This window comes from Novosphingobium sp. (genome assembly GCF_049240505.1).
Classification (GTDB): Bacteria; Pseudomonadota; Alphaproteobacteria; order Sphingomonadales; family Sphingomonadaceae; genus Novosphingobium.
On the sequence record NZ_JBMLSM010000122.1, the window covers coordinates 1 to 23933 of the forward strand.

The 23933-nt window shown below is 62.8% G+C and carries 26 protein-coding genes; 16 read left to right on the forward strand and 10 right to left on the reverse strand.

Going from position 1 to position 23933, the window contains the following annotated elements:
- From ACOVQ0_RS10420 to ACOVQ0_RS10455, 8 genes are all read left to right on the forward strand, one after another.
- A partial coding sequence (locus ACOVQ0_RS10420; protein WP_421883956.1) for an AMP-binding protein occupies window positions 1-1393 on the forward strand: 1393 nt, incomplete at its 5' end.
- Between the two features lie 35 nt (window positions 1394-1428).
- Window positions 1429-3534 (forward strand): PQQ-dependent dehydrogenase, methanol/ethanol family, encoded by a 2106-nt coding sequence (locus ACOVQ0_RS10425; RefSeq protein WP_421883959.1) that lies wholly within the window; start codon window positions 1429-1431, stop codon window positions 3532-3534.
- A gap of 45 nt (window positions 3535-3579) precedes the next feature.
- Complete coding sequence (locus ACOVQ0_RS10430; protein WP_421883962.1) at window positions 3580-5004, forward strand: aldehyde dehydrogenase family protein; 1425 nt, start codon at window positions 3580-3582, stop codon at window positions 5002-5004.
- A 144-nt stretch (window positions 5005-5148) separates the two neighbouring features.
- Complete coding sequence (locus tag ACOVQ0_RS10435) at window positions 5149-6021, forward strand: amidohydrolase family protein (RefSeq protein ID WP_421883965.1); 873 nt, start codon at window positions 5149-5151, stop codon at window positions 6019-6021.
- Window positions 6022-6035: 14 nt separating this feature from the next.
- Window positions 6036-6497: a hypothetical protein gene (locus tag ACOVQ0_RS10440; protein ID WP_421883968.1), complete on the forward strand. Its 462-nt coding sequence runs from the start codon at window positions 6036-6038 to the stop codon at window positions 6495-6497.
- A complete protein-coding gene (locus tag ACOVQ0_RS10445) occupies window positions 6494-7243 on the forward strand; it encodes an SDR family NAD(P)-dependent oxidoreductase (protein ID WP_421883970.1) in 750 nt (249 codons plus the stop codon). Before ACOVQ0_RS10440 ends, ACOVQ0_RS10445 begins: the two co-directional genes overlap by 4 nt.
- 4 nt (window positions 7244-7247) lie before the next feature.
- Window positions 7248-8024, forward strand: a complete 777-nt coding sequence (locus ACOVQ0_RS10450) for a glutathione S-transferase family protein (protein WP_421883972.1) — start codon at window positions 7248-7250, stop codon at window positions 8022-8024.
- A complete protein-coding gene (locus ACOVQ0_RS10455) occupies window positions 8024-8761 on the forward strand; it encodes an alpha/beta fold hydrolase (RefSeq protein ID WP_421883975.1) in 738 nt (245 codons plus the stop codon). Before ACOVQ0_RS10450 ends, ACOVQ0_RS10455 begins: the two co-directional genes overlap by 1 nt.
- A gap of 104 nt (window positions 8762-8865) precedes the next feature.
- Here ACOVQ0_RS10455 and ACOVQ0_RS10460 read toward each other — a convergent pair whose 3' ends face one another.
- Both ACOVQ0_RS10460 and purU read right to left on the reverse strand, forming a co-directional pair.
- Entirely contained in the window at window positions 8866-9267 is a 402-nt protein-coding gene (locus ACOVQ0_RS10460) for a VOC family protein (RefSeq protein WP_421883979.1), read from the reverse strand.
- A gap of 76 nt (window positions 9268-9343) precedes the next feature.
- Window positions 9344-10198, reverse strand: a complete 855-nt coding sequence (gene purU / locus ACOVQ0_RS10465; protein WP_421883982.1) for a formyltetrahydrofolate deformylase — start codon at window positions 10196-10198, stop codon at window positions 9344-9346.
- A gap of 140 nt (window positions 10199-10338) precedes the next feature.
- Here purU and ligM point away from each other — a divergent pair, with 140 nt between their 5' ends.
- The 3 genes from ligM (at window position 10339) to ACOVQ0_RS10480 (ending at window position 13362) form a co-directional block, all read left to right on the forward strand.
- Window positions 10339-11736, forward strand: a complete 1398-nt coding sequence (ligM, locus tag ACOVQ0_RS10470; protein WP_421883985.1) for a vanillate/3-O-methylgallate O-demethylase — start codon at window positions 10339-10341, stop codon at window positions 11734-11736.
- Window positions 11737-11815: 79 nt separating this feature from the next.
- The gene (locus ACOVQ0_RS10475; protein ID WP_421883988.1) at window positions 11816-12697 is read left to right on the forward strand and encodes a methylenetetrahydrofolate reductase; all 882 of its coding nucleotides are present in this window, start codon (window positions 11816-11818) and stop codon (window positions 12695-12697) included.
- The gene (locus ACOVQ0_RS10480; protein WP_421883991.1) at window positions 12694-13362 is read left to right on the forward strand and encodes an alpha/beta fold hydrolase; all 669 of its coding nucleotides are present in this window, start codon (window positions 12694-12696) and stop codon (window positions 13360-13362) included. The genes ACOVQ0_RS10475 and ACOVQ0_RS10480 overlap by 4 nt, the downstream gene beginning before the upstream one ends.
- An 87-nt stretch (window positions 13363-13449) precedes the next feature.
- Here the strand turns inward: ACOVQ0_RS10480 and ACOVQ0_RS10485 are convergent, their stop codons facing one another.
- The 6 genes from ACOVQ0_RS10485 to ACOVQ0_RS10510 are packed head-to-tail and all read right to left on the reverse strand — an operon-like array spanning window position 13450 to window position 17405.
- Complete coding sequence (locus tag ACOVQ0_RS10485) at window positions 13450-14073, reverse strand: riboflavin synthase (RefSeq protein WP_421883994.1); 624 nt, start codon at window positions 14071-14073, stop codon at window positions 13450-13452.
- A gap of 11 nt (window positions 14074-14084) precedes the next feature.
- Window positions 14085-15056, reverse strand: coding sequence for a bifunctional diaminohydroxyphosphoribosylaminopyrimidine deaminase/5-amino-6-(5-phosphoribosylamino)uracil reductase RibD (gene ribD, locus ACOVQ0_RS10490; RefSeq protein WP_421883997.1), 972 nt, complete (start codon window positions 15054-15056; stop codon window positions 14085-14087).
- Complete coding sequence (locus tag ACOVQ0_RS10495; protein WP_421884000.1) at window positions 15053-15556, reverse strand: hypothetical protein; 504 nt, start codon at window positions 15554-15556, stop codon at window positions 15053-15055. Before ACOVQ0_RS10495 ends, ribD begins: the two co-directional genes overlap by 4 nt.
- A gap of 40 nt (window positions 15557-15596) precedes the next feature.
- On the reverse strand, window positions 15597-16355 hold the full coding sequence (locus tag ACOVQ0_RS10500; protein ID WP_421884028.1) for a M48 family metallopeptidase: 759 nt from the start codon (window positions 16353-16355) through the stop codon (window positions 15597-15599).
- Window positions 16356-16365: 10 nt separating this feature from the next.
- The gene (locus ACOVQ0_RS10505) at window positions 16366-16809 is read right to left on the reverse strand and encodes a YcgN family cysteine cluster protein (RefSeq protein WP_421884003.1); all 444 of its coding nucleotides are present in this window, start codon (window positions 16807-16809) and stop codon (window positions 16366-16368) included.
- Window positions 16806-17405, reverse strand: coding sequence for an SCO family protein (locus tag ACOVQ0_RS10510; protein ID WP_421884006.1), 600 nt, complete (start codon window positions 17403-17405; stop codon window positions 16806-16808). Before ACOVQ0_RS10510 ends, ACOVQ0_RS10505 begins: the two co-directional genes overlap by 4 nt.
- Window positions 17406-17498: 93 nt before the next feature.
- On the opposite strand from ACOVQ0_RS10510, the gene ACOVQ0_RS10515 reads away from it, so the two are divergent.
- The 5 genes from ACOVQ0_RS10515 (at window position 17499) to ssb (ending at window position 21639) form a co-directional block, all read left to right on the forward strand.
- Window positions 17499-18116, forward strand: a complete 618-nt coding sequence (locus ACOVQ0_RS10515; RefSeq protein ID WP_421884010.1) for an ankyrin repeat domain-containing protein — start codon at window positions 17499-17501, stop codon at window positions 18114-18116.
- 10 nt (window positions 18117-18126) lie between these two features.
- Entirely contained in the window at window positions 18127-18780 is a 654-nt protein-coding gene (locus tag ACOVQ0_RS10520; protein ID WP_421884013.1) for a COQ9 family protein, read from the forward strand.
- Window positions 18781-18864: 84 nt separating this feature from the next.
- Complete coding sequence (locus ACOVQ0_RS10525; protein WP_421884016.1) at window positions 18865-19122, forward strand: FeoA family protein; 258 nt, start codon at window positions 18865-18867, stop codon at window positions 19120-19122.
- Window positions 19119-20975, forward strand: coding sequence for a ferrous iron transporter B (gene feoB, locus ACOVQ0_RS10530; protein ID WP_421884018.1), 1857 nt, complete (start codon window positions 19119-19121; stop codon window positions 20973-20975). Before ACOVQ0_RS10525 ends, feoB begins: the two co-directional genes overlap by 4 nt.
- 97 nt (window positions 20976-21072) lie before the next feature.
- A complete protein-coding gene (ssb, locus tag ACOVQ0_RS10535) occupies window positions 21073-21639 on the forward strand; it encodes a single-stranded DNA-binding protein (RefSeq protein WP_421884020.1) in 567 nt (188 codons plus the stop codon).
- Between the two features lie 134 nt (window positions 21640-21773).
- Here the strand turns inward: ssb and ACOVQ0_RS10540 are convergent, their stop codons facing one another.
- Together ACOVQ0_RS10540 and ACOVQ0_RS10545 are read right to left on the reverse strand one after the other, a co-directional pair.
- Entirely contained in the window at window positions 21774-22520 is a 747-nt protein-coding gene (locus tag ACOVQ0_RS10540; RefSeq protein ID WP_421884023.1) for a 7-carboxy-7-deazaguanine synthase QueE, read from the reverse strand.
- A gap of 177 nt (window positions 22521-22697) precedes the next feature.
- Window positions 22698-23933, reverse strand: a 1236-nt coding sequence (locus ACOVQ0_RS10545) for a class I tRNA ligase family protein (protein WP_421884026.1), incomplete at its 5' end; no start/stop codon positions are given.

Here is a 23933-nt window from a genome sequence, read left to right on the forward strand (position 1 = left end):
CTATGGGCCGAACGATGGCATGCTGCTCGTCGTGTTGCTGGCCATGTGGCGTGCCAACGGCAAGTGGATTCCGGTCAATACCCGCAACGCCATCGACGCCAACGCTGCCTACATCAACTACGTGCGCCTCAAGTGGCTGGTCTATCACTCGTCCAAGGCTGACGAGGTGCAGCAGCTCAAGGACCTGTGCCCCACGCTCCAGCACTTCGTCTGCCTCGACAAGCGCATGGGCGATGACCCGAGCCTTGATGAGTTCATTGCGGGCGTGAGCGAGGCCGATTTCGTCGAGCCCGAGATCGACGCGTTCGGCAACCTGATGGACATGGTCGGCATCTTCCCGACCGGTGGCACAACTGGTCCCTCGAAGGGCGCGAACGTCACCAACCTCGGCTGGGGCACCATGATCGAGACCGCCGCCGACGGCATGGGCGGGCGCACCGATTCTCCCGTGGCGCTGGTCTCTGCGCCGATTACCCACGCTGCGGGGCCGATTGCGCTTTCGACATTGAGCCTTGGTGCCACGCAGGTGATCCTGCCCGGCTTCGATGCCGAGCGCGTGCTGCGCACCATCGCGGAGTACAAGGTCACGCACATGTATCTGCCGCCGACCGCGCTCTATCAGTTGCTTGCATCGCCGGAACTCGGCGATCATGACTATTCCAGCTTGCGCATCTTCATCCTCGTCGGCTCGCCCTGCAGCCCCGAAAAGCTGCGCCAGGCCGTCGAAGTGTTCGGCCCGGCGATGTGTCAGTCCTATGGCCAGGTCGAATGCCCGATGATCGTGGCATGGTTCCCGCCGGAAGACGTCGCCAAGTTCGCGATGGAAGCACCCGAAAAGCTGGCGGCTTGCGGCAAGCCTTCGCGTTCGATCAAGGTTGCGCTGCTGGACGATGATGGCAACGAAGTGCCGCTGGGCGAGGCGGGCGAAATCTGCGTGCGTGGCGCGCTGGTAACGCATTCCTACTTCGAAAAGCCTGAAGAAACCGCTGAAATCCGCAAGTTCGGATGGCACCACACGGGTGACGTCGGCAAGTTCGACAAGGACGGCTACCTCTATATCGTGGACCGCAAGAAGGACATGGTCGTGTCGGGCGGGTTCAACGTCTTCACCGCCGAGGTCGAGGCTGCGGTGACCGAGATCGCTGCCGTGCGCGAGGCTTGCGTGTTCGGCATTCCGCATGAAAAGTGGGGCGAGCAGGTTCACGCCGTGGTGGTTGCAGACGGGATCACCGAGGCAGACATCATCGCCTATACCAAGGAAAAGCTGGGCGGGGTCAAAGCGCCTAAATCTGTCAAGTTTGTGGACTCGATTCCGCGCACCGCAGCGGGCAAGATGGACAAGAAGGCGCTGCGCGCTCCGTACTGGGGCAACAGCGACCGCATGGTGAATTGATCCGGCGATAACCGGACTGGGTGAGAGGGTTTAAGATGCGTTTGAACCGCAAGTTGCAATTCGTGCTCGCAGGAACACTGGCGCTGGCATTGCCGCTGGCCGCGTGCACGATGGCTGCCAATGCCGATGCCGGCGTCAATGCACAGCAGATCATCGCGGGCGATGGGGCGAACTGGCTGTCCTATGGCCGCACGTATGACGAGCAGCGTTTCAGCCCGCTCACCCAGATCACGGCAGAAAACGTCGGTCAGTTGGGTCTGGCGTGGTCCGCCGATATGGACACCGCGCGTGGGCAGGAAGCCACGCCGCTGGTGATTGATGGCAAGATCTACATCACCACCGCGTGGTCCAAGGCCAAGGCCTATGACGCGGTATCGGGCAAACTGCTGTGGGAGTTCGATCCCAAGGTGCCGGGCGAAACCGCGGTCAAGGCCTGCTGCGACGTGGTGAACCGCGGCATGGCCGCATGGGGCGACAAGCTCTATTTCGGCACGCTGGACGGGCGGCTTATCGCGCTGGATCGCAACACCGGCAAACAGGTGTGGTCCACCGTCACGGTCGATCAGTCCAAACCCTATACCATCACCGGGGCGCCGCGCGCGATTGGCGGGCTGATCGTCATCGGCAATGGCGGCGCTGAAATGGGCGTGCGTGGCTACGTTACGGCCTATGACGCGCAAACCGGCAAGCAGGTCTGGCGGTTCTACACCGTCCCCGACATGCCGGGAAAGAACGATGAAGAGTATCTCAAGAAGGCCGAAGCCACCTGGAAGGGTGAATGGTGGAAGCTGGGCGGTGGCGGCACCGTGTGGGATGCAATGGCCTACGACCCTGAGCTTGATCTGCTTTACATCGGCGTCGGCAACGGCAGCCCGTGGAATCAGGCGTATCGTTCGCCCGGCGGCGGCGACAACCTTTATCTGTCGTCCATCGTGGCGATCAAGGCCAAGACCGGCGAGTATGCCTGGCACTTTCAGGAAACGCCGGGCGAGACCTGGGATTTCACCGCCACGCAGCACATCATTCTGGCAGACCTCGAAATTGACGGGAAGCCGCGCAAGGTGCTGATGCAGGCACCCAAGAACGGCTTCTTCTATGTGCTGGACCGCACCAACGGAAAGTTCATTTCGGGCAACGCCTATGCCCCGGTGAACTGGGCCAAGGGGCTGGATGCCAATGGTCGTCCGATCGAGAATCCCGAAGCGCGCTATGACCAGACGGGCAAGCCGTTCATCAGCACGCCCGGCGCGGCAGGCGCCCATTCTTGGCACCCGATGGCCTTCGATCCGAACAATCGTCTGGTCTACATCCCGGCGCAGTTCGCAGCCTATCCCTATTTCCCTGAAAAGGACTGGAAGCCGCAGGCCGTTGGCTTCAACGTCGGGCTGGACAGTTCTGCCGGTGCGATGCCAGCGATCAAGGAAGCGCGCGAAGCGGCAAGGGCCGCCACGACGGGCGCTGTGGTCGCGTGGGATCCGGTAGAGAAGAAGGAGCGCTGGCGCATTCCGTTTGCGGGACCGTGGAACGGCGGATTGCTGGCAACGGCCGGCGGCCTGCTGTTCCAGGGCAACGCCAAAGGCACGTTTGTGGCCTATTCCGCCAAGGACGGCAAGGAACTGTGGTCATTCCCGGCACAGACCGGCGTCGTGGCCGCGCCCGTTACCTTCAAGGCTGGCAACGATCAGTACGTCGCAGTGCTCGCAGGCTGGGGCGGCGTATGGCCGCTGGCAACCGGCGTGCTGGCTGACAAGTCCGGCCCTGTCCGCAACATCAGCCGCCTTCTGGTGTTCAAGCTGGGTGGCAAGGGCAAGCTGCCCGATGCGCCGCCGTTCGAAGAACGCCCGCTCGATCCGCCCGCGCCCGTTGGCACCCCTGCCACGATTGCGCAGGGCAGCTATCTTTACGGCAAGTATTGCACCGTTTGCCACGGCGATGCAGCAATCGGCGGTCTGCTACCCGATCTGCGCCACAGCGGCGTCAATGCCGATGCCGGTGCGTGGCAAACCGTCGTGCATGATGGTGCGCTGGTCGACAACGGCATGATCGGTTGGGGCAAATATATGACCAAGGAGCAGATCGAATCGATCCGCCATTACGTGATTAAACGTGCCAACGAGGACAAGGCACTGGAAGGGCGCTAACAAGATTGCTATGACTCATAGCAACTATAACCCTTGGAGAGAATCATGACGCAGCTTTATCCCAATCTGATCAATGGTGAACTTGTCACCACCGCCACGTCGCTTGATGTCGTCAACCCGGCGAACGAACAGGTTATCGGCAGTGTTCCTGCCTGTGGCGCTGCCGAACTGGACCGTGCCGTTGCAGCTGCGCGGGCCGCGTTCAAAACCTGGTCGAAGACGCCGGTGGATGATCGCCGCGCCGTCATCCGCAACATGGCAGCCGCCGTCGAAGCCAACTTCGACGAACTCTACCGCCTGCTGACCAGCGAACAGGGCAAGCCGCACCATCAGGCCCAGCATGAAATCGGCGCCAGCGCTGCGATCATGAGCGCGCAGTCCACCCTGACCCTCGAAGAGACGATCAACGAGGACAGCGACACGCGCCTCAGCCGCACACGCCGCGTGCCAGTGGGCGTGGTGGCCGGGATCGTGCCGTGGAACTTCCCCGTGCTGATGGCCGTGCAGAAGATTGCGCCTGCCATCCTGTCGGGCTGCACCATCGTGCTCAAGCCTTCGCCCTTCACGCCGCTGACCACGCTGAAGTTTGCCGAACTGATCAAGGACATCGTGCCTGCAGGCGTCGTCAACATCATCACCGGCGAAGATTCGCTTGGGCCGTTGATGACCTCGCACCCCGATATCGACAAGATCACCTTCACCGGCTCCACCGCCACCGGCAAGCGCATCATGGAAGGCGCTTCAAAGGATCTCAAGCGCATCACGCTTGAACTTGGCGGCAACGATGCCTCAATCGTTCTGCCCGATGCCGATGTGGCAAAGGTTGCCGAACAGCTGTTCTGGTCCAGCTTCACCAATGCGGGTCAGATCTGCGTCGCGGCCAAGCGCGTCTATATCCACGAAGATATCTATGACGAGATGAGCGCCGCGATTGCCGAATATGCCAAGGGCGTGACGGTCGGTGACGGCGCCAACCAGGGCACTGGCGTTGGTCCGATCCAGAACAAGAAGCAGTTCGAGCGCGTGTGCGAACTGATCCAGGACGCCAAGGACAATGGCTACAAGTTCCTTGTGGGCGGCGATGTCGATCCTTCGGGCTCGGGCTATTACGTGCCGATCACCATCCTCGACAACCCGCCCGAAGACGCGCGCATCGTGGCTGAGGAACAGTTCGGCCCGGTCATGCCGCTGATGAAGTTCTCGACCGAAGAGGAAGTCATCCAGCGCGCTAACAACTCCGACTACGGCCTTGCTGGCGCAGTGTGGACCAAGGACGCGGAACGTGGCGTGAAGATCGCCGAACAGCTTGAAACCGGCACGGTGTGGATCAACGAGTTCCTCCACCTTTCGCCCTTCGCGCCCTTCGGCGGTCACAAGCAGTCGGGCTTCGGCGCTGAATACGGCATCGAAGGCCTGAAGGAGTTCACCTACACGCAGGTCATCACCGTCAAGAAAGACGCGCTGGTCTGATGTCACATAGCCCTCTCCCCTTCAGGGGAGAGGGTTGGGAGAGGGGGCAGTGCGCAACTCCCCTCTCAACTTCGGCTAGCCAGACAAGCTGGCTAGCCTTCGTATCTCTCCCCCGAAGGGGAGAGAGCAAAGAGGAACATCACTGTGCCCATCGACCTTTCGAAGATCAAGGCGATCGACGTCCACGTCCATGCCGAGATTTCGTGCCACGATCCCGAAGATCCGGTGATGGGTCAGTTCTTCGACGCGGCCAGCACCTATTTCAAGGCCCCGCGTGAGCGTCCCAAGATGCCCGAGATCGTCGAAATCTACCGCGAACAGCAGATCGCCTTCTGTATGTTCACGGTCGATGCCGAATGCGGCATGGGGGCCAAGCGTGTATCGAACTACGAAGTCGCCGAAATGGCGCTCAAGAACGATGATATCTGCATCGCCTTCGCCTCGATCGATCCGCACAAGGGCAAATTCGGCGCGCGCGAGGCGCGTGATCTGATCGAAAACTATGGGGTCAAAGGCTTCAAGTTCCACGGCATCGCCCAGAACTGCCACCCGGCAGATCGCGTCGGCTATCCCATTTATGAAGTGATTGCAGAATACGGCCTGCCCGCCATTTTCCACACCGGCCATTCCGGCATGGGCACCGGTATGCCCGGCGGCGGCGGGATGCGTCTGAAGTATGGCCAGCCCATGCTGGTTGATGACGTTGCGGTCGATTTCCCCGACATGAAGATCATCCTTGCCCACCCGTCATGGCCGTGGGTGGATGAAAGCCTGTCGATGGCGTTGCACAAGAACAACGTGTTCATCGATCTGTCGGGCTGGTCACCCAAATACTTTGCGCCGCAGATCATCCAATATGCCAACACCCAGCTTCGCAAGAAGATGCTGTTCGGATCGGACTTCCCGCTGATCCACCCGCAAAAGTGGATCGATGCCGCGCTCAAGGTCGGCTTCAAGGAAGAGGTCATGCCCGGCATCATGAAGGACAACGCCGCGCGCCTGCTTGGGTTGGCCTGAACAGGAACGCCATCGTGGCCGATCCGACAGACATTCGGGCGTGGCAAAGGCTGGACGCCGAAACCACCACGTCCGGCCGGATCGAGGAAAAGGACGTGGCGCGCCTCGCTGATCTGGGCGTGCGTCACGTCATCAACCTCGCGCTCGAAACCCACCCCGAAGCGCTGGCGGGTGAGGGGGATAAGCTGGCCGCGCACGACATCGCCTACACTCACATCCCGGTTCCCTTCGATGCGCCGGGCGAGGATCATTTCGCCGCGTTCCTTGATGCACTGAACCACGGGCCGAAGCCCCTTCACGTCCATTGCATCATGAACTGGCGCGTTTCCGCCTTCTTCTACCGCCTCAACCGCGATCATCGCGCGATGCCCGAACCCGAAGCCCGCGCCTTGATGGAACGCCAGTGGTCGCCCGAAGGGCATGATAGCAACGAGGCGCGGGTATGGGCCGCCTTCATCGCACGGAGCGATACGTGACCGATCTTACCGGCAAGCACATCGTCATCACCGGAGCTTCAACCGGCATAGGCCGCGCCACGGCAACCCGTTGTGTTGCAGCGGGCGCGAAGGTTACGCTTATCGCCCGCCGCGCCGATCTGCTGGAACAGGCCGCTCGCGATCTGGGCGGCAACACCGCTTTCGCCGCCGCCGATGTGGCCGACAAGGCCGCTCTCAAGGCTGCGCTCGACCATGCGGCCACCGCGAACGGCCCGATTGACGGCCTATTCCTCAACGCCGGGATCGGCGGGATGTTTGCGCCCGTCGAGGACTATACCGACGAAGCCTTCGATGCGGTCATGGCGGTGAACCTCAAGGGCGTGTTCTGGGCGATCCAGCACGTTCTCCCCGCGATGAAGCGGCGCGGCACTGGCTCGATCCTCGTCACCGGCAGCCTTGCCAGTGAGCGGGGCCTGCCGATGAACGCGGGCTACGTCGCCAGCAAGCACGCGGTGCTCGGCCTGTCTCGCGCGGTGGCGAACGAGGTGGCGGAGTTCGGCGTGCGCTGCAATTGCATCGTTCCCGGCCTGATCGAAACGCCGATGCTTGATGGCCTGCCGCCTGAAGCCGCGCAGCAGATGGCCAAGGCCGTTCCGCAGGGCCGCACCGGGCAGCCTGAAGAACTGGCGCAAGTCGCCGCCTTCCTCCTTTCCGATGCCGCCAGCCACGTCACAGCGCAAAGCTGGGCCGTCGATGGCGGTATGCTCGGCACCATGAGGGTCTGAACCGATGAACCTGAAATACTATCACGCCGAACCGCTGGCCAATTCGCTCAAGTCGATGATCCCCCTGAAGGAAAAGGGGCTGGCTTACGAAAGCATCTATATCGATCTGCACAAGTTCGAACAGCACCAGCCCTGGTTCACCGCGATCAATCCCGAAGGTCAGGTGCCGGTTCTCGATCATGATGGCGCGATCATCACGCACACCACGGTCATCAACGAATATCTCGAAGACGCTTTCCCCGATGCCCAGCCGGCTGACGCCCCCTTGCGCCCGCGCGATCCGGTTGGCGCGGCGCGGATGCGCTATTGGAACAAGTTCGTTGACGAGCACGTGATGAACTTCGTGTCGATGCACGGGTGGCATCGCATGGTCGGCGTGATTGCGCGCAATATCGAAAGCGGCGATTTCGAGAAGCTGCTCGAAAGCATTCCGCTGCCCGATCAGCGCAAGAAATGGGCGACAGCGCGTTCGGGCTTTTCCGAAGCCGATCTCGCCAACGCGACGGCCAAGATCGAATACGCGCTCGACAAGGTGGAGAAGCAGCTCACGCAAACCGCATGGCTGGCAGGCGATACCTACACTCTGGCCGACATCAATTTCTATTCGCACTGTGGCATCATGGTCGAACGCATGTTCCCGGAAATGGAAGTCGCCAAGCGCGCACCGCGCCTGTGCGAATGGCGCGACCGGATGACCGCGCGCCCGGCCATTGCCGAGGCGCTGAAAGGTGAAGACCGTACTGCACCGGGCCTGCGGGTCTGGTCGGGGGAAGTTCGCTGATGGCTGGTTTCGTTTTAATCCACGGCTCATGGCATGGCGGTTGGTGCTTCGATCTGGTTGCGGATATTCTGCGCGCGCGGGGCCACACGGTCGTCGCGCCCACTCTGCCGGGCATGGGTGGCACGGCAGAGGAAATGGCGGCGGTCACATTGGATAGCTGGGGCGAATTTGCTGCGCAGCATTGCCGCGATCTGAAAGCACAAGGCGCAGGGCCGGTGGTACTGGCAGGGCACTCGCGCGGTGGCCTTGTGGTGTCGACAGCAGCCGAACGCGATCCGACGGCGGTGGACGCGCTGGTCTATATCTGCGCGATGATGCTGCCCGATGGCATGAGCCGCGCCGAGTTCAAGCAACTCGAAGGCCCCAATCCCGCGTTCGACGGGATCATCCGCAAGGTTCACGATGGTGTGGCGACAGAGATCGATGCGGCAAATGCTGCGCCGGTCTTCGCCCAGCTTTCGCCGCCTGATCTTGTCGAAGCGGCAATGGCAAGGCTGCTGGCAGAACCCCATGCCCCGCGTGCGCAGAAGGTCCATGTCACCCCGCTGCGCTGGGGCAGCCTGCCGCGCACCTATGTCGAATGCACGGAAGACCGCACGATCCCGATCGACAGCCAGCGCCGGATGCTGCACTTTTCACCCGGCGCGAATGTGGTCACGTTGCCTGCGGACCACAGCCCCTATCTGTCGTTTCCAAAAGACCTGGCCGATGCGCTGGAAGGTGCAATCCCAGGCTGACGCAAACCGCTCTGGATTGCTTCGCTATGCTCGCAATGACGAACGCTATTTGTCGTCATTGCGAGCATAGCGACGAAGCAATCCAGAGAGCAAACAACGCCAACTCAATCCCCGAAAAAGTTCAGTTCCAGCAACACGTTATTCGGATCAGCCGTAAATATCTGACGTAGGCCAATGGCCGCAACAAAGTTGGTCTGGCAATCCAGTCCCATCGATTCAATGCGCAGCAGCGCATCGTCGTAACCCGAACAATTCAGCGCAACGTGATGAATCGCCCCCGTCAGTGACCCCGGCTGCACATCGCGGTCATAGGCGCGCGGGCAGTCCACCGCGTTGATGTGAACAATGGCCTTGTCGCCAGCGTCGTACATCCACTGCGCGTTTTGCGGGGTGAGCGGTGGCGGCGCGTCACGCCGTTCAAGGCCGAGCAGCGCCTGATAGAAGTTGGCCGTCTCGTCGAGCCGGTCGGTGATGATGTTGACATGATCCAGCGCGTTGACGTGCATTGCCTCTCTCCCGCAAAAAAACGGCGGCGAAAGCAATCTGCCTCCGCCGCCGTCTGATCTCAACTGATCAAAACACTCAGCTCTTGAATACGACCGTCTTGTTGCCGTTCACCAGCGCGCGGTCCTCCAGATGGAGGCGCACCGCTTCGGCCAGAACGCGGCGTTCCACATCGCGGCCCTTGCGCACCAGATCTTCCGGGCTGTCGGCATGGGTCACCGTTTCCACGTCCTGATGGATGATCGGACCTTCATCAAGATCGGCTGTTACATAGTGACCGGTCGCGCCGATCATCTTCACCCCGCGCGCGTGGGCCTGATGATAGGGCTTGGCACCCTTGAAGCTCGGCAGGAACGAATGGTGGATGTTGATGCAGCGGCCCGAAAGGAAGGATGCCAGATCATCCGAAAGGATCTGCATATAGCGCGCCAGCACCACCAGTTCCGCGCCGGTTTCGGTAACGATGCGCTTCACTTCGGCTTCCTGTTGCGGCTTTGTGTCCTTGGTGATGGGCAGGTGGTAATACGGAATGTCGCCGATCAGCGAGATGTTCAGCGCTTCCTTTGGATGGTTGCCCAGAATCGCCACCACATCCATCGGCAGTTCACCGATGCGCGTGCGATAGAGCAGATCGCCAAGGCAGTGATCGAACTTGCTGACCATCAGCACCACCTTGCGGTTCACGGATGTGTCACGAAGGTTCCATTCCATCGCGTATTGCTGCGCAACGGGCGCAAATGCTGCACGGAACTGATCGACCGAAGCATCGCCCGGATCGAACACCACGCGCATGAAGAACTTGCCGCTCAACGGGTCATCGAACTGCTGCGCTTCCCGAATGTTGCCGCCTGCTTCGAACAGGTTGCCCGTAACGCGCGAGACGATCCCCGGCTTGTCCTCGCAAGATAGCGTCAGAATCAGCGATGCGCTCATCAAAATCTCTCCCGTGTGTGCGGCGCTCATAAGGCGCAACATTTCCCATTGCGAATCTCTGCTGAGATTGTATGTGTTGCATACAAGTTTTTCAACGTGTCTTTTTCCAACCTGCCATTTCACAGTCGGGAGAGTTTAACATGGCAAAGAACCTCGAAGAGGTAATCAACGAGAACGGCAATGTGGTCGAAATGCTGCGCAACTCGCAGCTGGGTGCCTATGTCTATCCGGTCGTCGCACCGGAATTCTCGAACTGGCGTTCGGAACAGTGGGCATGGCAGCACAGCGCCGTGCTGTTCGACCAGTCGCACCACATGGTGAACCTCTATATCCGTGGCAAGGACGCGCTGAAGCTGCTGTCCGACACCATGATCAACAGCCCCAAGGGCTGGGCCGTCAACAAGGCCAAGCAGTACGTGCCGACCACGCCTTATGGCCACGTCATCGGTGACGGCATCATCTTCTGGGAAGAAGAACAGAGCTTCACCTACGTCGGTCGCGCGCCTGCTTCCAACTGGCTGCGCTACCACGCTGCTACCGGCGGCTATGACGTCGAAATCGAACTGGACGACCGTTCGCCGATGCGCCCGATGGGCAAGCCCGTGACGCGCAAGGAATGGCGCTTCCAGATCCAGGGTCCGAACGCATGGGCCGTGATCGAAAAGCTGCACGGCGGCCCGCTCGAACAGCTCAAGTTCTTCAACATGTCCACGATGAACATCGCGGGCAAGACCGTGAAGACGCTGCGCCACGGCATGTCGGGCGCACCGGGCCTTGAAATCTGGGGTCCGTATGAAGAGCAGGAAGAAATCCGCGCCGCCATTCTGGAAGCTGGCAAGGAATTCGGCCTGATCGCTTGCGGCAGCCGCGCTTATCCGTCGAACACGCTGGAATCGGGCTGGATCCCGTCGCCGCTGCCCGCCATCTACACTGGCGAAAAGCTCAAGGGCTTCCGCGAATGGCTGGCCGCTGACAGTTACGAAGCCACCGGTTCGATCGGCGGTTCGTTCGTCTCGGAAAACATCGAAGACTACTACCTCAATCCGTGGGAACTGGGTTACGGCAACTTCGTGAAGTTCGACCACGATTTCCACGGTCGTGAAGCTCTCGAAGCCCTGAACCCTGCCGAACAGCGCAAGAAGGTGACGCTGGCATGGCATCCTGAAGACATGGCCAAGATCATGGCTTCGATGTTCAACCCGGATGGTGAAGCCTACAAGTTCTTCGACGTTCCGCTCGCGAACTATGCGTCGTCGAACTATGATCGCGTGGTCGATGCCGATGGCAAGACTGTGGGCCTCTCGATGTTCACCGGCTTCTCCTACAACGAAAAGCAGGCGCTTTCGCTGGCCACCATCGATCCTGAAATCCCGTTCGGCACCGAACTGCACGTGGTTTGGGGTGAAGAAAACGGCGGCACGAAGAAGACCACCGTTGAACCGCACAAGCAGCTGAACGTCCGCGTGATCGTATCGCCGGTGCCGTACAGCCGCGTTGCGCGTGAAAACTACGCCGAAGGCTGGCGCACGGCTCGCTAAGGCAAGCTGAAACAGGCTCCGCCCGGATCACCGCAAAGGTGGCCGGGCGGGTCGCCTTCAACACATGAGGATCCCGATCATGGCAACACCCCAAATTCATCCCAACTGGGACAAGGCGCCCGACGGGATCACCGATGGTTTCTCGCTTGAGATGACGGCGAAGGACGAAGCGTCGCTGCGCGATGCCGCCCCGCTCATCCCGGCAGAAACCCCTATCGCGGTTACCTTCCTCCCCGGTGAGGATGTGGCTGCCCGCGTTGCCGCCACGGTTGCGGTGCGCGAACTCGGCTTTGAGCCGATGCCCCATTTCTCCGCCCGCCGGATCACGTCCGAAGACGATTTCGAAGGCTACCTGCGCGCCGTGGTCGAACAGGCCGGTGTCGAGCGCTGCTTCATCGTCGCGGGCGATCCGCCCGAACCTGTCGGACCCTATTTCGATACCTCTGCGCTGATTGCTACCGGGGCTTTCGAGCGCTCCGGCATCAAGGCCATCGGCATCGGCGGGCACCCGGAAGGGCACCCGAACATGACCGAGGCCGAATGCTGGGCCGTGCTCGAAAAGAAGGTGGCCGATATCACCGCGCGCGGCATGGCCCCGCTGATCGTCACGCAGTTCGGCTTCGATCCTGACGCTTTCCTCGCCTGGCTCAAGGAGTTGCGCGCGCGCGGCATTGATGCGCCGGTTCGTATCGGCGTGCCCGGTCCTGCCGGGATCAAGCGCTTGCTTGCCTTTGCCGCACGTTGCGGCGTCGGCGCGTCCACCTCGGTGCTCAAGAAATACGGCATCTCGGTCACGAACCTGCTCGGCACCGCCGGTCCGGACAAGCTGGTCGATGCCTTTGCGCGCGGCCTTGGCGCTGAACACGGCAAGGTTCGCCTGCATTTCTATCCCTTCGGCGGCCTCACCAAGACGCTCGAATGGCTGCACGGCTACAACAAGAAGCACGGCATCAATCAATGACCGACTTCGTGCTGGTCCACGGCGCATGGGGCGGCAGCTTTGCATGGGATCGCCTGAAAGCCGATCTCACCGCTGCCGGTCACCGCGTCCTCGCCGCCGACCTGACCGGCCTCGGCCGCCGCAAGGCAGAGTTTCACCCCAGCATCACGCTGACGACGCACATCGATGACGTTTGCGCCCAGATCGCAGCCGCCGGGGTCGACCGCTTCGTGCTGGTTGGCCATTCGTGGGGCGGCATGGTGATTACCGGTGTTGCCGCGCGGCTCGGCAGCCGGATTGACGCCATCGTCTATGTCGATGCCTTCCTGCCGCAAGACGGCCAGTCGCTTTGGGATCTGACCGGAGAGTGGGAGCACGACCACTACATCGGCAGCCAGAAGTACACCCCCGGCGCAGTTGCGCCGCTGCCCGGCTTGGAAAACCCGGTGCTATCGGCGCATCCGCTGCTCACGCTGGTAGAGGCGGTGCGCTTTACGGGTGAGGAAGCGAAGATCCCGCGCCGGATTTATGTCTTTGCCAATGGGTGGCAACCGACACCATTTGCGAAGTTTGCCGATGCCGTGCAGGACGATCCCGCGTGGGAATATCACGAGGCAGAGGCGAGCCACGACGTTATGAGCGACCAGCCCGAACAGCTGTTGCAGATCGTGCTGGGTTGCGCCTGATTCAACGGCATTCGGACAGCGTTCTGAACACCTTGGCACCACCTGGGTGCGTCTAGGTGCATCTAGGTGTCGTTCAGAAAACGCCTCTCAAGCCTGCGCGGCGAGGCTTTGCATCCGCTTGAGATAGCGCGCCAGAACGTCGATCTCCAGGTTGACCTTGCGCCCCGGCGCCAAGGTTCCCAGCGTGGTCACTTCGGCGGTGTGCGGGATGATGTTCAGCGCGAAATGGCATGAACCGTCGGTCTGATCGGCAATCTCGTTCACGGTCAGCGATACGCCGTCGACCGTGATGGACCCTTTCGCCGCGATATAGGGCGCAAGTTCCTTCGGTGCGGAAATGCCGATTTTCAGTGAAGCGCCTTCCGGGCAAATGCCTACCACTTCGCCTACCGCATCGACATGGCCAGTCACGATATGCCCGCCCAATTCGTCGCCCAGCTTCAGCGCGGGTTCGAGATTGAGCGGCGCGCCTGTCTGCCATTGTTCGGGGGCCGTGCGGCTGACCGTTTCGCCCGAAACGTCCACCGCAAACCAGCCTTCACCGGCCACGCCGCCTTTATCCACCACGGTCAGGCACACGCCGGAACAGGCGATCGAGGCACCGATGGCGATCTTCGCCGGGTCCATCGCGCAGGAAATGGTGATGTGACGGTCGCCCTTGTCCTCGATCGAGAGGATATTGCCGACTTCGGTGACGATCCCGGTGAACATTCAAATCTCCTTCAGCGGACCCGCTCGTAAACGTCCAGCGCATCGCTGCCAAGCGTTCGCCTGTCGACATTCCGCCAGCGCCCGTGTGCCTCGGCCAAAGACCCCAGCCCAATGTCTGCGATGCACGGCAACCCGGTGCCGACAATGATCGGCGCACGATAGACCAGCAGCCGGTCCACCATGTCTGCCGCCAGAAAGGCTGCCGCTGCCTGCGCGCCGCCTTCAACGAAGAGATACTGCGCATCTCCGAACGCGCCGGGTGCGGCAACGTCCGCCACTGCCGTCCAGCCTGCGGGCGCTTCGCCCCGCGTCAGCACGAACCGTTGCGGGCTGCGCTGTTCAAGCCCCGGCAGGCGCACGTCCAGTCTTGGCGCATCGGCGCGGAACGTACCACCGCCGACAAGGATGGCATCGACGCGCGCCCGCTCAGCATGGCAATGCGCCCGCGCTTCCGGCCCGGTGATCCACTGGCTCGATCCGTCCGCCAGCGCGATCTTCCCATCGAGCGACATCGCCAGCTTGAGCGTGACATGCGGTCTGCCCAAGGCCGTGCGCACCAGATATCCCGCCAGCGATTCGCGCGCCGCAGGGCAGGGCACCAGTTCCGCCGCAATTCCCGCAGCCTGCATCGCCGCAATCCCGCTGCCCGCCGTGCGCGGATCGGGGTCTTCCACACCGATCACCACGCGCGCCAACCCGCTTTCCAGCACCAGCGAGGTGCACGAAGGCCCGCGTGCGCTGGCATGGGCGCAAGGTTCCAGCGTTACGTAAAGCGTTGCGCCCTGCGCTGCCGCGCCCGCCTGAGCCAGCGCTCCGGCTTCTGCATGGGGCCTTCCACCGGCCTGCGTCCAACCCCTGCCAACGACTACGCCATTGCGCACGATGACAGCGCCCACGGCCGGGTTGGGCCTGCTTAGCGGGCGTCCGCGTGCTGCCAGCGCAGCGGCGGCATTCAACCAGCGCTGATCTTCGGCGGCGGTCATTCTCCGGCGTTTTCGGACTTTTCCCTGAACTTCTTCTGTTCAGCCTCGAACACCGGGTTCTTCACCAGATTGCGGTCGAGGATTGCCTTGCGCTCTGCATCGATCTTTGCCTTGATGGCGGCACGCTCGGCATTGCCTTCGCGATAGGCCTTGTCGGCATCGACTCCGGTGGCGTTGCCCACCGCGCGGTACATCTGGCGCACCCGCTCTGCGCTGGCTTCCTCCTCGGCCTGGGCGGCGCGGGCCTTGGCACTTGCCTCACGGTTTTCGGCAAGGATTTCGGCGTCGGTGCGGCCTTCCAGGAAGCTGGGGAAATAGACGATTTCCGGTGGACGCGGCAGGCCCCGGCCCCCCTGCTGGCTCATCACGTAGAACACACCGCCAGTCACTGCCGCTGCCATCAGCAGGCCGACCACGCGGTATTCGCTGGGTGCGCCCAGCACTTCCCACAGATCGACGGCGGCGCGGCGCGGGGAGACATTGCGGAAAAAGCCCTTCATGCGCGCCTAGATAGGGCCTGAAGGGCAATTGCGCTAGTTCTCACCCGAACGGCGCATAAACTGTGCGCCCGAAGCGCTTCAGCCACCGGTTCGCGGCTTCGACCTCGCCTTCGTAGAGCGCGGCCAGATGGGCGTGGAATGCCGGGCTGTGATCGAAGTGCCGCATGTGCGCCACCTCGTGCGCGACCACCGAACGGCGCACGAAATCCGGCGCCATGATCAGCCGCCAGTTGATGCGGATCGTACCGTCCGAAGCGCAACTACCCCAGCGCCGCTGCGCGCGCGAAAGCGACAGGCGTGGCAGTGGCTCTCCAGCACGGGCGCAATAATGCGTCAGATCCTCGGCGCACTGGCGTAGCGCTTCGCTTTCCAGCCACTTCTGCAAGCGGGAAGAAAGGCCCTCTGCCGGTCCCCCCACGATCACGCGCCCCTGTTCGATCACTGGCTTGCGACGCGCAGCTTTCTGCCAGTCGATCAGCAGCGTTTCGCCGCGAAACAGCAGGCTTGCATCAGGCGCAATGGCCGTCGCTTCGGGCAGACGCTCCAGTTGCCCGGCCAGCCAGTCCGCCCGATCACGCGCAAAGGCTTCGGCATCGCCCACGCGGCCCCATGCGGGGATGGACACGCGCGCTTCGCTGCCATCCGGGGCGAGCCGCAACGTCATGCGCCGGGCATGGCCCAGTTTGCGGATCACCAGCGGCAGATCGCGTCCGCCCACCGCGATCACGCGCCGCGATACGCCCTTGGGCGCGGGCGCCTCCTTGGCGCGCGGATCGGCCTTGCGCAGCCAGTCGAGCATTCCGCGTCGCTCACGCATCGAAATGGTCCGCAGGCACGATATGCTCTTCCAGCGGTCCCGCTACGGTTTCGCTGATGGCCTTGCCCACCACCGATTGGCCCGCCCTATGCACGGCGTCCCGGTCGCCACTGATCAGGTAATGCCAATCGGGCAGGGGATCGCCATCGGCACGCAGGCGATAGGCGCAGGTATCGGGCAGCCACGGCAATTGTCGGGCCAGCTTGGGCGTCAATCGCAGGCAATCGGGCACGAAGGCGCGGCGGTGTTTGTAATCGCTGCACCGCGCGGTTTTCAGGTCCAGCAGTTTGCACGCGACATTGGTGTGATAGACATCGCCGGTCGCATCGTCTTCCAGCTTGTGCAGGCAGCACTTGCCGCAACCGTCGCACAGCGCTTCCCACTGTTCGCGGCTCAGGGCCTCTACCGGCCTTTCCCAGAAGCGGTCGGCGCTCAATGCACCCACTTTGCAAGGTCGGCGGCCACGGCCTTGCCGTTCTGCTCGGCGGGCAGCAGCGCAATCGGTTCGCCCTTCGGCCCCATCAGGAACGCAGCGCGGCTGTGATCCATCAGATAGGCATCCGGGGTTCCGCCTTCGCGCCGCGAATGGAACACGGCCCACTTCTTTGCGACCGCATCGATCTGCGCCTGCGTGCCGGTCAGGCCGACCACGTTTGGCCCGAAGTTCGCGGCATAGGCACCCATGATCTGCGGCGTATCGCGCTGGGGATCGATGGTGATGAACACCGGCACGATCTTTGCGGCAAGCTCTGCGTTTTCCCGCGCAAAGAGCTTCACCCCTTGTGCGATATTCTGCAGGTCAACCGGGCACACATCGGGACAGAAGGTGTAACCGAAGTAGACGATGCGGTATTTGCCGTCGAAATCGCTCCACTTTACCGGCTTGCCGTCCTTGCCGGTCAGCGTGAAATCGCCGCCGATGGCAGCGCCTTCCAGCGGCGGGCTTTCGCTCACGCCTCCGCCGCAGGCGGAAAGCGCGAAAGTGCAGGTTGCCGCAAGGGCGACGGCTAACGATTTGAAGGTGCTGGTCATGGCGCGGCGGTTCATGCTCTGCTAACCGTGACCTTGCAAGAGGCGAGTCCGCTAGGCCGGCAAGGCCAGTGGGGCACGCAACAGGAGGAACTGATGTTTTCGATTATCCGCAGCAGGCCTTTCGCCGCCGTGGCGATCCTGCTGGCCGCTGCCACCGCTATCCCTGCGCAGGCCCAGTTCTCCGACAGCTACAAGTTCCTCGAAGCTGTCCGCAAGAAAGAGGGCGACAAGGTGACCGAGGCTTTGAACGAGCCGGGCACACAGATCGTCAACACCAAGGATTACACCACCGGGCAGACCGGATTGCACATTGTCACCGCGCGCCGGGATCTTACCTGGGTGCAGTTCCTGATCGCCAAGGGCGCGAACGTGAACGCGCGCGACAATCGCGGTGTTACCCCGCTGGTGCTGGCCTGTGAAATGGGCTTCATCGAAGGCGTGGACGAACTGATAAAGTCCGGCGCGCGCATCGATGAAGCGAACAACACCGGCGAAACGCCGCTGATCAGCGCCGTCCACCGTAAGGATCTGGCGCTGGTGCGGATGCTGATCAAGGCCGGGGCCAATCCCGACCGCCCGGACAATTCGGGCCGTTCCGCGCGCGATTATGCCATGCTGGACAAGGGCAGCGCCGTGCTGGGCGAGATCGAAAGGTCGGCCAAGGAAGCCGGTGGCGCCGCGCCCAAGAAAACCTATGGTCCTTCGTTCTGAGGATGAAGGCATGACCGACGATACCTCGCTCCACGCCCTGCGCCTCCGCCTCGCTCCGGCCATTGCCGAAGGTGCGGCTTTCGATGGCTGGAAGCCTGCGGCAGTTGCTGCTGCGGCGGAAATCGAAGGCGTGGATCCGGCGCTGGCCGCTTTCGCCTTCGATGGCGGTGCGATGCAGATGATCACGGCGTGGATCGCGCGGATCGATGCCGATATGGCCGAAGCGCTGCCCGCCAGCCAGCTTGGCAACCTGCCGATCCGCGAGCGTATCCGTCGTCTCGTGCAGTTCCGGCTCGACGCATTGGTGGGCAAGGAAGAGGCGCTGCGCCGTGCGCTGGCGATCATGGCCATGCCGCAGAACGTGCCCGCCGCCACGCGCCTTGGCTGGTCCAGCGCAGACGCGATGTGGCGGCTCGCCGGTGATACGGCCACCGATTACAACCATTACACCAAGCGCATGACGCTCGGTTCGATCTATGCGGCGACGCTTGCCTACTTTGCGCAGGACAGCAGCGAAGGGCACGCCGATACCCGGACGTTCCTTGATCGCCGTATCGAAAACGTGATGCAGTTCGAAAAGGCGAAGGCCAAGTTGCTTAAGCCCCGTGACGAAAACTTTTCGCTGATGCGCCTGCTGGGAAGGCTGCGCTACCCGGCGGCGTGAGGCATTTTCTGCCGTTTTCTTGATCTAGAGCAATTCTATTGCGAATGACTTGCAATCACCCCCGCGCTATGGCAGCGGGAACCTGTGACGCTCGATCAACTCCCCCTGAACACGCCCGCGCGAATCGCATCCGTCGATTGGTCCGCGCTCGTTGCGGAAGAGGCGCAGCGCCTGCGCGCGCTCGGTCTGGATGAGGGCGCGCGCGTCAGCCTTGCCTATCGCGGCGTTTTCATGGGGCGCGATCCGCTGGCCGTGGAGATCGGCCGCATGACCGTGGCCCTGCGCCGCGTCCATGCCCGCGCGATGACGGTTGAGGCCCTTTCCGAAAAGGGTGCGGCATGAGCAAGATGCCCGCCGTTGCCGCTCTTGTGGGCAACCCGAATGCAGGCAAGAGCGCGCTGTTCAACGCGCTGACCGGCGCGCGACAGAAGATCGCCAACTATCCCGGCGTCACGGTGGAGCGCAAGGCGGGCCGCCTGCTGCTCGCTTCGGGTGAGCCGGTAGAACTGGTCGATCTGCCCGGCTCCTATGGCCTCGATGCCACCAGCCCTGACGAGGAAGTGACCCGCAAGGTCATCATGGGCGAGCAGGAAGGGCAGACCAAGCCCGACGTGATCGTGCTGGTGCTCGACAGTTCCAACCTCGAACAGCACCTTGTTTTTGCGCAGGAAGTGATCGAACTGGGCCGACCCACGGTGGTCGCGCTCAACATGGTCGATCTGGCCGAACGCGATGGCCTGACGCTCGATCCTGCGGCGCTGCAAACCGCGCTGGGCGTGCCGGTGATCCCCACCGTCGCCGTGCGCCGCCGGGGCCTTGCCGAGCTTGCCGCCGCCATCGGCGAAGCGCGCGAACGGCCAGAGGCCGAGCATCCTGCCCCGCGCCCGCATGTGACGCTGCCCGAACGGCGGATGCTGGCGCACCAGATCGCGCAAGGCGCGATCCTTTCGGAAACCGCGAAACATCGCATCCATGCGCGCATGGACAAGCTGCTCCTTCACCCCTGGGCGGGGCCACCGATCCTGTTTGCGCTGCTTTTCGTGGTGTTCCAGGCGGTGTTCAGCTGGGCCACGCCCTTTGCCGACGGGATCGAAGCGATCGTCGGCGCGCTGGGCGATTTTGCCAAGGCCACGCTGCCCGAAAGTCTGCTGCGCGATCTGCTGACCGAAGGCGTGATTGCGGGCGTCGGCTCGGTGGTGGTGTTCCTGCCGCAGATCGTGATCCTGTTCTTCTTCATTCTGGTGATGGAGGCGACCGGCTATATGGCGCGCGCGGCCTTCCTGATGGACCGGATGATGGCGGGCGTCGGCCTTTCGGGCCGCAGCTTCATTCCGCTGCTGTCCAGCTTCGCCTGCGCGATCCCCGGCATCATGGCCACGCGCAGCATCACCGATCCCAAGGACCGGCTGACCACCATCCTGATTGCCCCGATGATGACCTGTTCGGCGCGTCTGCCGGTCTATGCCGTGATCATCGCCGCGTTCATTCCGAACCGCGCGGTGGGACCGGGCGTGGGCCTTCAGGGCTTGGTGCTGTTCTGCCTTTATGTTGCAGGCATTCTTGGCGCGATGCTGGTGGCACTGGTGCTGCGCCGCTCGGTAACGAAGGGCGCAGCTTCGGGCTTCATCATGGAATTGCCCAAGTATCAGTTGCCCACGGTGAAGGATCTGGCGCTGGGCCTGTGGCAGCGTGCGTGGATATTCCTGCGCCGCGCAGGCACGATGATCTTCACCGTCACCATCGCGCTGTGGATCCTGCTCAACTTCCCCCGCGCCGAACCGGGGCAGGACCAGATCAACGCATCGGTTGCAGGCACGCTGGCCAATGGCCTGTCGGTCGTGCTCGAACCCATCGGCTTCAACCGGGACATGAGCCTTGCGATCATTCCCGCGATGGCTGCGCGCGAAGTGGCCGTCAGCTCGCTCGCCACGACCTATGCTGTCGGGGCCGAGGATGAGGAGCAGGCTGCGCTCGATCTGGGCGAACAGCTCAAGTCGCGCTGGACCCTGCCGATGGCGCTGGCGTTCCTCGCGTGGTTCGTGTTCGCGCCGCAGTGCCTTTCCACCATCGCGGTTGCCCGGCGTGAGACGAATGGCTGGAAATGGCCGGCCTTCATGCTCGCCTACCTGTTTGCGCGGGCCTATGCGGCGGCGGGCATCACGTTCTGGACGGCAACTGCCGCCGGATTGGGCTGAACCGAAGCCTTCGCCTGTGGAAACGCCGCTTCGGTGACTCGCCGCAGCGCGTCCCCATGCGCTAGGCAATCCGCCAGATCAAAAGGGACACGATTCGATGGCAGGCAGCGTCAACAAGGTCATCCTCGTCGGCAACTTGGGTGCCGACCCGGAAGTGAAGAGCTTCCAGAACGGCGGCCGCATCGCCAACCTGCGCATCGCCACGTCTGAAAGCTGGAAGGACCGCGCCACCGGCGAAAAGAAGGAGCGCACCGAGTGGCACTCCGTGGTGATCAATTCCGACGGCCTCGTCGGCGTGGTCGAACGCTTCCTGCGCAAGGGATCAAAGGTCTATATCGAAGGCCAGCTGCGCACCCGCAAGTGGCAGGACCAGTCGGGCAATGATCGCTACACCACCGAAATCTCGGTCGGCGGCATGGGTGGCGTGCTGACCATGCTCGATGGTGCGGGTGGCGGTTCTGGTGGTGGCGGCATGGGCGGCGGCGGTGGCCGCTCGTCCGGCGGTGGCTGGAACGAAGGCGGTTCTTCAGGCGGGGGTTCGCGCGGCGGCTACGGCGGCGGTTCGTCCAGCGGCGGCGGCTCGTCCGGTGGCGGTGGTTCGTCGGGCGGCTGGAATCAGGGCGGCGGCTTCGGCGACGACTTGGACGACGATATCCCGTTCTGATCGCTCGACAACCCCTGCGCCCCCGCGAAGGCGGGGGCCTCAGCCGGTTTACGCAAGCGTTCCGTAATAACACCGAGGCCCCCGCCTTCGCGGGGGCGCTTTCGTTTTCAGCAGTGGTTTTGGAACCTGAGCGTTCAAGTCCCCCGCGTATCCCCATAAAGGTGGATATGCAGTCGGTCGGTAAAGCGCCAACCGCGCTCCAGTGCTTCCTCTGCCAGCCAGCGTGACCGTTCGCGCAGGATCGAACTCGCCGTGCCTTCGGGCATCACGAACAGATGATCGCTGGCAATGCCGAAGCGGTCCTGCAGGCCTGAAATCTCGGCAAGGTCGGCGGGCGATGCCACCACGAACTTGAACCATGCGCGCGCGTCCAGCGCCCATTCGGCCAATCGCTCCGGCACCAGCGCCAGCGCGGCATCGTTGCCCGAATGCGCAAGTTTAGGGCTGACGTTGAACTGATCGACCAGCGGATCGAGCGCGGGATGCACCGCCACGGTCCCGTTCGTCTCGATCTCCACATGCAGGGCAGGGCGCGCCGCTTTCAACAGAGCGACCACCCGCGCCAGCGCCGCGCCTTGCAGCAAAGGCTCGCCCCCGGTGATGACCAACCGGTCTTCCGGGTGGGCAAGGATCAGCGCGGCGGCATCTTCCTCGCTCATCGCGATCTGGTTTTCCGCCCGTTCGAACGCCACCTCGTCACGGTGCGGGCGATTGTCGCCTGAAAACCGCCAGGTGTAGGCCGTATCGCACCAGCGGCAGGCCAGATTGCAGCGGCTCAGGCGCACAAACACCGAAGGCCGCCCCAGCCCAAGGCCTTCACCCTGCAACGAGGAAAAAACCTCCGCCTCGCCGGGGTTCACGGTTGCCAATACGATAGACATTGCCGCCCCTTACTCCTTCCCCCTTGATGGGGGAAGGATGCGAAGGCTTGGCGACTTGTCGCCTAGCCGCAGCTGGATAGGGGTGTCTTGACGCAGCGCCGGGCACCCCCACCCAACTTCGACTAGGCAGCAAGCTGCCAAGTCTGCGTAACCCTCCCCCATCAAGGGGGAGGGGAGTTACCCCAACCGCGCCAGCGCCGCTGCCAGACGTTCGGCCTCAGCCGCGTGCATGGCATGATCGGCGCGGGCCTTTTCAACTGCTTCGGGCTTGGCCTTTTCCACGAAAGAGGGATTGCCCAGCCGCCCTTCGAGCGATTTGGCTTCCTTCTGCGCGGTGGCCAGCGCCTTTTCCAGACGAGCCTTCTCGGCAGCAATGTCGATCACGCCTTCCAACGGCACCACGATGTTGGCGTCGCCTGCGCCCACCTGCATCGCTGCCCCTGCCGGTGCCGCTTCAAAGCGAATGCCGTTGAGGCGGGCCAGACGTTCGACGGCTGCAGGATTGGCTTCGATGATGCCGCGCGTCTGTGCCGAAGGTTCGGGCAGATAGGCATCCAGCTTCGCCCCCGGCGCGATGCCCAGTTCGTTCTTGGCGGTGCGCAGGTTCGAAACCAGCGTAATCAGCCATTCGACTTCACGCTTTGCCGCCGAATCTACCGAGGCTTGCGGATCGGGCCAAGCGGCTACGATCAGTTCACCATCCCGATCCCCAAGCGCGTGCCACAGTTCTTCGGTCACGAACGGCATGAACGGGTGCAGCATCACCAGAATCTGGTCGAGCACCCAGCCTGCCACGGCGCGGGTTTCGGCGTCGAAGTTGCCCTTTACCAGTTCGATGTACCAATCGCAGAACTGGTCCCACACGAAGTGATAGACGGTGTTCGCCGCCGCATCGAAGCGCAGGTCGGCCATCGCCTGATCAAGCGCGGCGACCGTTTCCACCACCTCGCCGATGATCCACTTGTTGACCGCAGAGGTGGCGGCAGGCGCGGCAACCGATGTGCTGCCGGTGATCCCGTTGCTCTGGCAGAAGCGCGCGGCGTTCCACAGCTTCGTGGCGAAGTTGCGATACCCTTCGACGCGACGTTCATCCATCTTCACGTCGCGGCCCTGGCTCTCCATCGCGCACATGAAGAAGCGCAGCGCATCGGCCCCGTACTTGTCGATCAGGCCCAGCGGATCGACGACGTTGCCCTTGGACTTGCTCATCTTCGCGCCATCGGCAGCGCGGACGAGGCCGTGAAGGTAGAGCTTCTTCCACGGCACTTCCTTCATGAAGTGCAACCCCTGCATCGCCATGCGCGCATCCCAGAAGAACAGGATGTCGAAGCCGGAAACGAGCAGGTCGTTGGGATAGTGTTTGGCGAGGAGCGAACGATGCACCCGATCCTCCCCCTCTGGGGGAGGGGGACC